Here is a 12102-nt window from a genome sequence, read left to right as displayed (position 1 = left end):
TTCAAGCTCTCGTTTGCAAAGCGCTTTCACATTGTCCATTATATCGTTTTTTTTTGACTTTTTCAAGCACTTTTAGTAAAACGTTTGCATAATTTTTGAAAAATTTCTCCATCAAAAAAGAGGCCACTGGGCCTCTTTAAAATTTATTCTTCTTTTTTTCTACTACGGAATGACAATCCAGCTGCACCTAAAGCGCTGATAACTCCTGCAACCGTGAGAAGAGCATTAGAAGCTTGTCCTGTATGCGGTAAGATTGACGCGCCACTCCTACTTTCCTTGTTTTTAAGCTGAGCTGGCTGGGTGACCTTAGCTAATGAAGACTGCTCTTGTACTGATTTGGCCCCATCAACTGCTGACAAAATACCACTAGTTACTTGGTAAGAAGGTAAAGCATCAGCTACTGCCGCGTCAGTGGCATTGACACCGCCGGCAAATTCTGGAAGAGCCGATATTTGAGGAGCGCTGTCTGGATGCGCACTCCTAACTGATGGCTGACCGCCAGCATCATAGGTTTTATGTTCTGTCATAGTTGGTTCAGAATCATTGACACCACCAGTAAATTCAGGCCGAGTTGCTGTTGTTGCTTCTGAATCATTAACATTTCCACTGAATTCTGGTTGTACAGACGCCTGTGGAGCTGTATCGGGATGAGTTCCAACTTCATGGTTAGACAAATCATACTCTGACGCTATCGCTGTTGGCGGCTCAGAATCACTGACTCCTCCACTAAATTCTGGTTGTACTGAAGACTGTGGAGCTGTATCGGGATGAGTTCCAACTTCATGGCTAGACAAATCATATTCCGACACCGTTGCTGTTGCTGGCTCAGAGTCGCTGACGCCTCCACTAAATTCTTGCCTATCTTCCTGTGGTGAATCACTTGGAATAGAAGAAGCTGTCTCAGCTTTAGCAGCATCCTTGACAATCGCTTCTAGATTTTCAAGAGCTTTTGTCTGCTCAGCAGCAATCTGTTCCTGCAGCTTCTCTGCTTTTTCAGCACTGTCTACACTATCATCTAGCTGCGCAATCGCATCTGTCACCGTCTTTAATACTGCTCGAATCTTTTCTTTAGCTTGCTTTTTATCGAGTTCTGAAAGTGTTTGGTGATGCTCAATCGCTTCAAGCTGTTTGTCGACTTCTTCTTCAAGCTCATCTAAAACCAAGTCTTTGCCAACTGGATGAATCGTGTCCAAGCTAGCAATTCCAGCTTCCTCAATTCTCTCTAGTTCTTCTTCGGTATCAGCCTTTTCAAGCGCTGTTTTCGCATCTGCTAGAGTTGCTTCCGCTTCAGCTTTAGCCGTAGCCCGTTCTGCATCTGACAGATTCGGGTTGCTCCGTAAGTCTGCTAGCTTATCAGACAGAGCAAGATCTAGTTTCAGTCCAGTCGTAACTTTTAGCAAACCTTGCTTCTCTGCCGCTACCTGTTCTTGAATTTTTTCGGCATCATCAGGACTTTCAACCCAAGCATTATAAGCTGCAATTGCTTTTTGAGCTATGGCTGCTGCATCTTCAATCTTCTTTTTAGCTGCAGTTTTTTCCTCAGTAGAAAGACTTTGACTCTTCTCAACAGCCTCGATAGTAGCTGTTTTTTCTTCCTGAATTTCTTTTAAAAACTGCTCTTTGCCAATAGGGTGAATCTTGGCTAAGCGGGCTATAGCTGTTTCTTTTGCTTGGTCATAGACTTCCTGAGAATCTGCTCCTTCAATAGCCTTCTTGGCCGCTTCCACAACCTGCTCTATCTCTCCTCTAACTGCTTTCTTTTCTGCTTCTGAAAGATTAGGATTTGCTTCCAAGTCAGCTAACTTGGCAGCCAGAGTGAAATCTACGGTTGAACTTGCTATAAATTTGAAAAACTTGTCTTCCTCGGTTACTGCTTGCTCTTGAATCACTTCCGCCTGCTCTGCTGTTGCTGCATTAACATCTAATTTCTGAATTGCATCCTCTGCTTCTGCAGCCTTCTTCCTTACAGACTCTTGGAAACTTTTCTTTTGCTCCTCAGGTAGCAAATCGCTACTATCTACAAGTTTGTCAAACTCTGCTTTCCCATTTTGGATTTCATCTAGAAGTAAATCTTTGCCGACTGGATTGATAGAGTTGATGTCTGCCAATCCATCTTCTTTAGCTTGATCAATCCTTTCTTTATCCTCAGCTGCGGCAATTTCATTCTGAGCCTTTGCAGATGTTTGATTGACTTCGTCCTTAGCTGCTGCAAGCTCCTCATCTGACAAATTTGGATTATTCCCAAGATCTGTCACTTTCTCAGCCAGAAATGTGCCTACTTCCTTGTTAGCAGCCTCCCTAACCGTTGTCAAATTCTGATTTACTGGCGATGCAGCAACTGGGTTCTCTACTGCATTTGCCACTGGCTGTTCCTCATCCGCCGCCACCAAACTGTGACCCAAAAACAGAGCACAAATAAGGACTGACCCAACACCTAAAACAGACTTCCGAATAGAATATCGCAAAACTTTTTCTGTTCTTTTCATCTTTTTCTCCTCTGAACATATTTTATTATCCTGATCAGTAACCCTTAATAAAAAGTCCAGTCAAACCTCCCATAAATCTTTCAGATTTGGTAATTTTTAAACTACACTTTCTATTTGACTTCTGATAAGATTTTTTATTATTTTATCATATTAACCTTTTAAAACAAAACAATTATCGGCTTGATTTATGTACATTAATTGTAAAATCGTCCAGTTTTTAAATAGACACGATGTCCAAAAATTAAACTAAAATTTTTTCCATTTAACAATGTGTAAACTTTTTTAGTAAAAATTCTGGGCTATTTTCTAGCTTATTTAAGATAGAAAAAGTAAAATGGTATAGGAGGGATAAAATTATGGCTCTTAATACACGAGATAGGATTTTGGATGCATTTTTTGAATTAGCAGATAAACAGCCAGATAGACCGCGTTTTACCTTTACAGAAATCGCTAAAGAAGCCGGTTTGTCAAGACAGGCTATTTACAAACGACACTTTAATAACACTACTGAAATTATCGAATACATTCGCCAAGATATGGTAAAGCAAGCCTTTGCTCCCAACTGGAATAGCAACAATTCTGAAGCGGGCTTAGATCCTTTCGCCTTTTTGGCTCAAACGATTCTTCCCGCTATTTATGAGCAACGCCAACGCATTAAAATATTATATACTAGTTCTGTCGATCCCCTGTGGAGCGATTTTATTACTGCTAGTTACAAGGACTGGATCGAGCAGAATCTAAATCTTGACCATCAAAAATTAGGTATTCCTGAAGACCTGGCCAATCAACTGCTGGCCGGCTGGATTAGTTCTCTTATCGAGAATTGGATCACTCAGGATGACCCCGTTCCTTGCAAGCAGTTTTCTAAGACATTTCTCAACCTTGTATCTTCACCCCTAACCAGCTTTGCTGCTTATGATAGTCCAGCTGGTCCTTCAAACAAAATTGTGATCGCATAGCCAACCAGAAGAAAAACAGAGAAATGACAGAACCGGTCCTTATAAGGGAAGACTGGTTTTTTAATATTTTTATATTAAATTTTAAAAATAATTGGACATTTCCTCTATAAAGTGTTATCATTTTAGTTGACAAGCGGTAAACTATTTTGTTGGAATTTGCTCTATTTTTAGACAAACCAGCAAGAACTTACTAAAAAAGAAGGAAGGTACTTATGCCCCAAGATACTCGAGACAAAGTCGTCAATGCCTTAATTGAGCTGGCAGAGCAAAATCCTGAAAAGTCTTATTTTACTTTTTCAGAGATTGCAAAACAAGCTGGTCTATCACGCCAGGCTATCTATAAAAAGCATTTTAGCAATGTTGAAGACATTATCCAATACATCCGCCAGACAATTATGACTCCGTTTTTGCCCCTGTATGAAAGCTACGAAGAAGGAAGTGGAGAAAATCCGTTCTGCTTCTTCGCCCAACATATGATTCCTACCCTTTATGAACATAGGAAATGGATGAAGGTGCTCTACACTACAGCTATCGATCCTTTCTGGAGTGACTATCTATCTACCTTCTTCACTCAGTGGGTCGTGCAAAATTTAGACATTGACTCTAAGAAATTGGGAATTCCAAAAGAAATGGCTACGGAAATTGTTGTTAGATGGATTAACTCCCTCATTGAGATTTGGATCATCAAAGAAGACCCTATGCCTGCAGAAGATTTCGCCAAATTGTTCCTAAATGTAATTTCAACCCCTATGGATCAGTTTATATAACGCCTCATAGTGAGTCCTAATTCAACTAAAAGCTATAAAACCTGCCTAATTTAGGCAGGCTTTTTTTGTAGATAAAATTTCTTACTTTACAAAAAAAGAGCAGATGTTTTTCTGCTCTCGTCAATATATAAGCTATAAAACTAAAAGCCAAGCTTCGTTTAATCTACCCGATAATAGAAGCTGCCTTGCTCGTCAAAGCTATTCAGGCCAACCCCTGTCCAGATTCTGTCTTGACCGGCATCGGAGTTGTCTGTAAAGTTTTCCTTGTCTGCGATCTTAACTCCCTTAGGAAGAAACTCAATCAGAAAACCTCCGCTTTCTCCGCCGTAGACACCGCCAGCAGCAGTGCCATAGTCTGTCAGAGAAGCTCCGTACAATTCATAAACACTTGAAACCAAGCCCTTGTCATCAAAAACAAGCTGGTTGCCAGAAGCATCCTGCCAGGTTCCTTTAACGCTGGCATAACTGCCATTTGCAAGTGCTGAAATGTCCATCGCTTCCTTCTTTTCCTTGGTTTTTTCTGTGCTCGCACTCTCTGAGCTAGTGCTGCTAGCCGCTGAAGATGCTGACACAGTTGATTGACTGGATACCTGCTCCACAGAACTTGTTACTGAGCCCGTACTGCTAGTAGGCGTCTCTGATTGATTCGTAGCACTGCCGTTTGAGCAAGCTGTCATAGCTAATAAAGCAGCTCCTGCTAGTAAAAAAGGTAAAGCTTTTTTCTTCATTTTTCTCCTCTTTCTCACGGTAAGATAAATCATGTGATTAGTAACATTATAGATTATTTTATCGCTTTTTACAAGAAGAATTCTAGCAGCTGGGCAGGAGCAAAGCTATTGATTTTATTTACTCAGCTTCTGCCACATCCAGAACCCTGTAGATTGTTTTTTCCAAAGCTGCTTCATAATCTGATGTACCATAAGGCTTATCAGTCGTGACGTGGGCTGTCTGCTTCTCTAGCTCTACTGCCACATCTGACACTCCCTCCATAGACAGGAAATGCTTGGTGACGTGTTTGACACAATTTTGACAAGATAAGTTTTCTAATTGGACTGTTTGTTTCATAGATTCATTCCTCTGTATATTTAGTTCATTTTAAAGCGTCCTAGATGCAGAGCATTGGCCACAACTGACACTGAGCTTAAGCTCATGGCCAGACCAGCTAGCATAGGATTGAGCAAGGGACCGCCGAAAAGATGCAATAGCCCCATAGCAATCGGGATACCTAGTGTATTGTAGGCAAAAGCCCAGAAGAGATTTTCCTTGATATTGCGGATGGTCGCCTGACTGAGCTTGATAGCCTTGACCACATCCTGCAAATCACTATGCATGAGCACTACATCTGCCGACTCAATAGCTACATCAGCGCCTGATCCGATGGCAATTCCCACATCTGCCTGAACCAGAGCCGGCGCATCATTGATACCGTCTCCGACCATGGCCAGTTTTTTACCAGCTTCCTGCAAGTCTTTGATAGCAGTGGCCTTACCATCTGGCAATACACCTGCGATAACTTTTTGGATTCCAGCTTTCTGGGCAATAGCTGTCGCTGTTTCTTCACGATCACCTGTCAGCATGATGACTTCCAGCCCCATAGACTGGAGCTCTTGTACAGCCGACAGGCTGCTGGACTTCATCTCATCTGCTACCGCTAAAATACCAGCCAGCTGTCCATCTACTGCGACAAACATGGCTGTTTTTCCTTCCTGGGATAGCTCCAACAACTGCCCTTGAAAGGCACTGCTGTCAATGTTCTTTTCTTTCATCAATGACTCATTTCCCACCAGAAGCTGTCTGTCCTCAACCCGAGCAGCCAATCCTCGTCCAATTACGGCCTCAAAATGACTGACAGGTAGCAAGCCAAGCTCCTCCTCTTCAGCTGCTTCCAAGATAGCCTGAGCCAAAGGGTGCTCAGAATGCTGCTCAGCACTAGCTATTAACCGCAACAAGTCAGACCGATTAAAATCACTCAAGGGCAGCAGATTTGTCAGACTGGGCTTACCAACCGTAACCGTCCCCGTCTTATCAAGAACAATAGTATCCAGCTGATAAGCAGCCTCCAAAGCTTGTCCAGACTTAATCAGAATTCCATTTTCAGCTCCTTTGCCAGTCCCAACCATAATAGCTGTTGGAGTGGCTAATCCCAGCGCACAAGGGCAGGCAATGACCAGAACTGCGATAAAGATTGACAGAGAAAAGCCAAGGCTCTCACCAGCCAGAAAATACCAGCCCAGCGCGGACAAAGTAGCCAAGCTCAGCACGATTGGAACAAAATAAAGCGAAATCTTATCTGCTAAAGCCGCTATCGGCGCCTTAGAACCCTGCGCTTCCTCCACCAATCTGACAATCTGAGCTAAGGTCGTATCCGAGCCTACCCTAGTTGCTTGGTAGTCAACACTACCATTTTGATTGATTGTTGCACTGGTAATGGTGTCGCCGACCTTCTTTTCAATCGGAATGCTTTCTCCAGTCATCATGGACTCATCCACAAAGGTCTGCCCCTCCGTCACAAGGCCATCTACCGGCATACGCTCCCCTGGCTTGATACGGATAATGTCTCCAACTCGGATATCCTCCGTATCAATGCTCACAGCCTCACCATAACGAATCACTGTCGCCTGACTAGGCACTAGCTCAAGCAGAGACTGAATCGCCTGAGACGTTCTGCCCTTAGCTGAACTCTCCAGATATTTGCCTAGAAGAACCAAGGCAATAATCACTGCAACCGACTCAAAATAGAGCTGATGAACAAAGGCATGATAGCCTAGAAAAACCTGCCCGACCGAGTAGAGGCTGTAAAAAAATGCTGCGCTGGTTCCCACCGCAATCAGACTATCCATATTGGGATGTCGCTTGATAAGATTGCGAAATCCTCTCTGATAGAAGCCGCGACCAATCCACACAGCAGGCAGAGTCAACAGCAGTTGTGACAGAACAAAGACCAAGGGATACGCCATATGATCCAAGAAGCCAGGCAGAGGAAGGCCGACCATACTGCCCATCGAGATATAAAGCAAGGGCAGAGCTGTGACCAAAAGAATTAGTAATTCTTGCTTCTTCCTTCGCAATTCCTGCGCTTTCATCGCAGCCTCTTCATTCACATCGGACGGTCGGTCTTTTCCTTTTTCTTCCGCCTGATAACCAGCCTCGGCTACTGCATCCAGCACTTGCTGGATGTCAAATCCCTCCTTAGGAACCAAACTGAGACGTTCTGTTGCCAGATTGACACTAACCTCCTCAACCGTTTCTAAGTCCTTGACCGCCATCTCAACTGTCATAGCACAAGATGCACAGGTCATTCCTGAGAGTTTGTATTCTTTCTTCTCGCTCATCAATGCTCCTCCTTTCCGTGCCCGCAACGACACTGACCTTGCGGACAGTGACATTTAATTTCCAGCGGAGCCGAAGCTCTTTTCTTATCAATGACTTGGCTGAGCCGCTCCAAGTCCCTTTGACTGAACTGACTTCTCTCAATCATCGAAATCAACAGTTCTCCATGCTTGGTGTTGCAGATATTATCAAAGAGAGCCTGCAAAGTACTTTCCAGATGATCCGATTCTAAAATCCGAGCATCGTAGTAAAACTTGCCCTCTATCTTTTCCATAGCGATAAATTCTTTTGTCTTCAGACGATTCAAAAGAGTCTTGATGGTTGCCGGCTTCCAGGAAAAATCAGCTTCCAAACGATCTATAATCTCTGTACTGCGACTATGTGGATAAGCCCACAGCACACGCATGACTTGCCATTCTGCTTGGCTAATATTTTGCTGTTCCATTGTTTAACACCTCCTTATCATTTACATTTGTAATCTAACTCTTTATTAGTTTACATCTGTAATCGTAATTTGTCAAGTATTTTTATCGTCATTTCCTGATATGCAAAAAAAGAAGGCGGGATAGTCCCGTCTTCTTACTTTATTTATATTAGTGCGCCAACATCTCTTGGGCAATTTCTTGACCGGTCAACTTACTTGGATAGTAGGTTGGCCAGTTTTCCAGCTCGTCAAAGAGTGCCTCCTGGCTTTCGCCACCATAGAAGATATGGAAGTGAGCCGCCTTGGTCGGTGCAATGTTGTGGTCGCTAAACTGAACATACTTGTACTCCCCAGCATCCTCGTCTGTCGCTTCAAACATGAAGCGAACTCCACGATTTCCCTTAGAGTAAGTCAGAGTGTGCTTGCCAACGTATTTATACGTATATTTCTTGGATTTTCCATCTACCACAAATTCCATAGTCTTGTCTGTGATATTGATATTGGAAACATCTGTCTTGTAGCCTTTGTCATAGTAGTCCTTGTATTCAGCTGCTGTCATTTTTCCAGTCAGCTTAGCCTTGTAGTCAAAGACTTGGTCCAAGGTCCCGTCTTTCAGATAAGGGTAAACAGACTGCCACTCGCCAGCATAATCAGACAAGGTCCGATCCTTGACGGCACTGTCTTCAAAGTAGCCGTTTTGCACTGTCTTATCGTCTTCTTCTTTCTCGGCTGCAATCTCCGCTCCCTCTTGGTCAGTTGTCTTCTTGAGAGCCTTTAGATTGGCCTGCATGATAGAAACATAGTCTGCTCCGTCCTTGGTCTGTTCTTCGGTCAAGCTTTCCAGCGGATTCAAGACATCAAGCTCTACTCCTGTTTCCTTAGCCAGAGTAGAAGCCAAAGCCTGGGAAGCATTCTCTTCAAAGTAAATATACTTGATTTTATTTTTCTTGATATACTCAGTCAATTCAGCCAAGCGTGAAGCGGATGGCTCACTGTCTGGTGAAAGTCCAGAAATTGGCACCTGCTTCAAGCCATAGTCCAATGCTAGATAGTTAAAGGCTGCGTGCTGAGTAACAAAGCTCTTTTGCTTGGCATTGGCCAAACCATCTTCATATTCCTTGTCCAAGGCTTCCAGCTTCTTGATATAAGCCGCTGCATTTTTCTCAAAAGCAGCTTTCTTGTCAGGATAAGACTTGTTCAGACTATCACGGATGTGCTCCACCATTTTAATAGCCCGCTTCGGAGATAACCAAACATGGGGATCATAGGCATGATGATGTCCCTCTTCCCCATGGTCGTGGTCTTCTTCCTCTTCACCACCAGGCAGCAAGAGCATATTACCTGTCGCTTTGATAACCGTTTCTTCCTTATTTTTTAAAGTTTTTAGCGTATCTGGGACCCAAGTCTCCATGTTTTCATTTTCATAGACAAAGGCATCTGCATCCTGAATAGTCGCAACTGCCTTAGCTGAAGGCTCATAATCATGCGGCTCTGTACCAGCCCCGATTAGAAGTTCAACATTGGCCTCATCTCCAGCGACCTGCTTGGTAAACTCATAAACCGGATAAAAAGTTGTGACAATATTGAGCTTGCCATCTGCATTTTTTTGATTGGAACAAGCTACTAAGAAAATACTCAGTAAACCTGCTAATAGTAAGCTAATTTTTTTCATTTTCTGCTCCTATTTCATAAATTTTTTGACCAGATTCACCAGCAAGAACAAGCTGACGAAGATAATCGTAATGCTAGCACTAGCTGGCGTCTCTGCATAGTAAGAAATATAAAGTCCAGCAATCATACCAAAGAAACCAATAGCATTTGCCAGCAAAATGACCGATTTGAAATTTTTCCCAATCCGCAAGGCAATACTGGCCGGCAAGACCATAATGGTCGAAACCAGCAAGGCTCCCGCAGCCGGAATCATGAGGGCAATCGCAACACCCGTCACGATATTGAAGAGAATAGACATGGTCCGCACCGGCAGCCCATCCACAAATGCTGTATCCTCATCAAAGGTCAAGATGTACATAGGCCGAATGAAGAGGAAGGTTAAGACAAGTACCACAGCAGCAATAACAAAGAGGGAAATCACCTGCTCCCTACTGATAGTCACAATGGAGCCAAATAGATACTGGTCCAGACTCATCGAGCTAGAACTCTTGCCCTTACTCATAACAATCAGGGAAATGGCTAAGCCAGTTGACATGAGAATGGCTGTCCCAATTTCCATGAAATTCTTATAGATTGTGCGCAGGTACTCTAAGAAGACTGCTGCGATAATGACGACAAGCACCGTTGTGAGGGTGGGCGATAGTCCAAGAACCAAACCAAAAGCTACACCTGCCAAAGAAACGTGACTGAGGGTGTCACTCATGAGACTCTGCCTACGTAAAATCAGGAAGGTCCCCAGAATCGGTGAGAAGAGACTCATGGCAATAACTGCCAAGAAGGCTCGCTGCATAAAATCATAGGAAAATAGATTAAGCATGACTCACCTCCTGTCCATTGTCGCTTTCATGCACATTGAAACAGCGCCAAGGTGAGTCCTGATTACGGACCAGGTGGATGTTGCGATCGGCATATTTACGAACTTCTTCCGGATCGTGTGTAATCATCAAGACAGCTTTCCCATGCTGGTGAGCACTATGGTGCATGAGCTTGTAAAATTCATCCTTGCTGCCTGCATCCATACCTGTTGTCGGCTCATCTAGGACAAAAATATCCGGATCCGAAGCAAACATCCGAGCAATCACAGCCCTCTGCTTTTGCCCGCCAGAGAGAGAACCAATCCTCTTATCCCGATGTTCCCACATTCCAACCGACTCCAGACTTACCTTAATATGCTCCTCATCATGCTCATTCAAACGACGAAACCAACCCTTGCGCGGATAACGTCCCGACTTGACAAACTCATACACCGTACTAGGAAAACCTGCATTAAAACTAGCAATCTGCTGAGGTAAATAAGCAATCCGCAGTTTCTTGCCTCGCACATTGGTCTTGGAAATCTTCACTTCCCCATACTTAGGTAGCAAAATACCCAAACTAGCCTTTATAAGCGTCGTCTTAGCAGCTCCATTTTCCCCCGTCAAAGTTACAAACTCACCACTGTCTAGAAAATAATGAATATGCTCTAGCACAGGCTCCTTGTCATAGTAAAAGGAAAGATTATCCACTGTGATATATCTCATTTGCTGATCTCTCCCACCAAGGCTTCCAAAAACTTCGCGATTGTCGCCTGTTCACTAGCAGAAAACTGCTCTGCCAATTTTTGATAGGTCTCCAAAGTATGTGCGTGATGATGCTGATGTTCCTTTGCAACCGGCTGAGCTAAGTCAGTCAAACGGTAAAAGGTAACCCGTGCATCTCTCTTATCTTTAAAGGCTTGCAGCATCTCTTGCCGAACCAAAGACTTCACAGCCTTGGTCACCGCAGCTTGACTCACATTCAGTTTTTTTGCTAAATCAGAATTTGTCAAAGATTCCTCAGACAAAAGCATCAAAATATGTTCCTGCGTATTGGTTAAAGGCACATCACTCGTGCAAGAACCAATCAGAATCTCATGCTGATTTTCTGCTTTCAAAATAACTTCATTTAAAAATTGATCGATCTTCTCTGCTAAATGAGTCATTTCCTCCTCCTTCTCTTAACTAGTTAAAGCTTTACTGGTTAATTATACCACAAAAAAGAAAAGAGTCAAGAATTTTCAGCAAAAGTAAGAATCTTTTCACAAAAAAATCTTACAATTAGACTCTCAAGCCCTAAATAAAAGTCAATCAGAGAATAAAAAGCAACAAATCAAGTTGACACTTTTTAGCATTCTAGATCTTATAATGCCTTTAATGGTGCAATTCGTCCGTAACCATTACACGAGTTGAGTATAAATTTACAAGAAAAATCACGATTCAATCTTCCGCTTTAGCTTGCAAGTGAATACTACAGAAAAGACAAAAAAACGAAGCTAAAATGCTTCGCTAAACTTAAGCTATACCGGCGGCCGGGGTCGAACCGGCACGTCCGTGAGGACACTGGATTTTGAGTCCAGCGCGTCTGCCAATTCCGCCACGCCGGCTCAAGTTTTTAACTGGGGTAGCTGGATTCGAACCAACGCATGAGGGAGTCAAAGTCCCTTGCCT

At 43.3% G+C, this 12102-nt stretch carries 10 protein-coding genes, 1 tRNA gene and 1 pseudogene; 2 read left to right on the top strand and 10 right to left on the bottom strand.

Translation table 11 applies throughout. The features are described 5' to 3' along the window. Positions 1-143 precede the first annotated feature (143 nt). Positions 144-2486, bottom strand: coding sequence for an SIALI-17 repeat-containing surface protein (locus tag RP262_RS02385; protein ID WP_311154173.1), 2343 nt, complete (start codon positions 2484-2486; stop codon positions 144-146). Positions 2487-2842: 356 nt separating this feature from the next. Between RP262_RS02385 and RP262_RS02380 the strand changes: the two genes are divergently transcribed. Next, the gene (locus RP262_RS02380; RefSeq protein ID WP_311154172.1) at positions 2843-3445 is read left to right on the top strand and encodes a TetR/AcrR family transcriptional regulator; all 603 of its coding nucleotides are present in this window, start codon (positions 2843-2845) and stop codon (positions 3443-3445) included. Positions 3446-3657: 212 nt separating this feature from the next. Continuing rightward, positions 3658-4232 (top strand): annotated as a pseudogene (locus tag RP262_RS02375) (TetR/AcrR family transcriptional regulator). Positions 4233-4370: 138 nt separating this feature from the next. Here RP262_RS02375 and RP262_RS02370 read toward each other — a convergent pair. The 9 genes from RP262_RS02370 to RP262_RS02330 all read right to left on the bottom strand — a co-directional run bounded on the left by RP262_RS02370 (position 4371) and on the right by RP262_RS02330 (position 12038). Continuing rightward, positions 4371-4973, bottom strand: coding sequence for a DUF6287 domain-containing protein (locus tag RP262_RS02370; protein ID WP_311154171.1), 603 nt, complete (start codon positions 4971-4973; stop codon positions 4371-4373). 85 nt (positions 4974-5058) lie between these two features. Beyond that, positions 5059-5277, bottom strand: a complete 219-nt coding sequence (locus RP262_RS02365; protein WP_311154170.1) for a heavy metal-associated domain-containing protein — start codon at positions 5275-5277, stop codon at positions 5059-5061. A gap of 20 nt (positions 5278-5297) precedes the next feature. Then, positions 5298-7544 (bottom strand): heavy metal translocating P-type ATPase, encoded by a 2247-nt coding sequence (locus RP262_RS02360; RefSeq protein ID WP_311154169.1) that lies wholly within the window; start codon positions 7542-7544, stop codon positions 5298-5300. After that, on the bottom strand, positions 7544-7987 hold the full coding sequence (locus tag RP262_RS02355; RefSeq protein ID WP_311154168.1) for a CopY/TcrY family copper transport repressor: 444 nt from the start codon (positions 7985-7987) through the stop codon (positions 7544-7546). Before RP262_RS02355 ends, RP262_RS02360 begins: the two co-directional genes overlap by 1 nt. A 148-nt stretch (positions 7988-8135) precedes the next feature. Then, positions 8136-9638 carry a zinc ABC transporter substrate-binding protein AdcA gene (locus RP262_RS02350; RefSeq protein WP_311154167.1) on the bottom strand — a complete coding sequence of 501 codons (1503 nt, stop codon included), beginning with the start codon at positions 9636-9638 and terminating at the stop codon, positions 8136-8138. 9 nt (positions 9639-9647) lie between these two features. Beyond that, complete coding sequence (locus tag RP262_RS02345) at positions 9648-10454, bottom strand: metal ABC transporter permease (protein ID WP_004189713.1); 807 nt, start codon at positions 10452-10454, stop codon at positions 9648-9650. Then, a complete protein-coding gene (locus tag RP262_RS02340; RefSeq protein WP_311154166.1) occupies positions 10447-11157 on the bottom strand; it encodes a metal ABC transporter ATP-binding protein in 711 nt (236 codons plus the stop codon). The genes RP262_RS02345 and RP262_RS02340 overlap by 8 nt, the downstream gene beginning before the upstream one ends. Next, the gene (locus tag RP262_RS02335) at positions 11154-11597 is read right to left on the bottom strand and encodes a zinc-dependent MarR family transcriptional regulator (protein WP_311154165.1); all 444 of its coding nucleotides are present in this window, start codon (positions 11595-11597) and stop codon (positions 11154-11156) included. Before RP262_RS02335 ends, RP262_RS02340 begins: the two co-directional genes overlap by 4 nt. Before the next feature lie 357 nt (positions 11598-11954). After that, positions 11955-12038 (bottom strand) — tRNA-Leu (locus RP262_RS02330). Positions 12039-12102: the final 64 nt, after the last annotated feature.

Source organism: uncultured Streptococcus sp. (assembly GCF_963456385.1).
In the GTDB taxonomy this organism is placed as follows: domain Bacteria; phylum Bacillota; class Bacilli; order Lactobacillales; family Streptococcaceae; genus Streptococcus.
This window is presented reverse-complemented; position numbering and strand designations above follow the sequence as displayed.